This window comes from Acinetobacter sp. Colony158 (genome assembly GCF_019264745.1).
GTDB classification, from domain to species: Bacteria; Pseudomonadota; Gammaproteobacteria; order Pseudomonadales; family Moraxellaceae; genus Acinetobacter; species Acinetobacter ursingii.
In genome coordinates, this window is the sequence record NZ_CP078523.1 from 215,329 (window position 1) to 215,569 (window position 241).

Consider the following 241-nt stretch of genomic DNA (forward strand, 5'->3'; position numbering starts at 1 on the left):
CTGCCTATAACACTCGTCATACTTATGCGACTGTATGCTTAATGAATGGACTTAATCCAGTCTATGTCGCTTCACAGTTGGGTCATAGTTTGGTGATGCTCATGAAACGTTATGCGAAGTGGATTAATTCAGATAAGAACAAAGAAGAGATAGCTAAAATTTCGAATAGTGCCAAAATTGTGCCAAAGAAAAAGGGAATCAAATTATATATTTGATTCCCTTTAAAATATTTGGCGGAAGC

General features: G+C 36.1%; 1 pseudogene. It reads left to right on the forward strand.

The features are described from left to right. Positions 1-215, forward strand: a pseudogene (locus tag JR005_RS00745) (site-specific integrase); the annotation flags it as partial. Positions 216-241 lie beyond the last annotated feature (26 nt).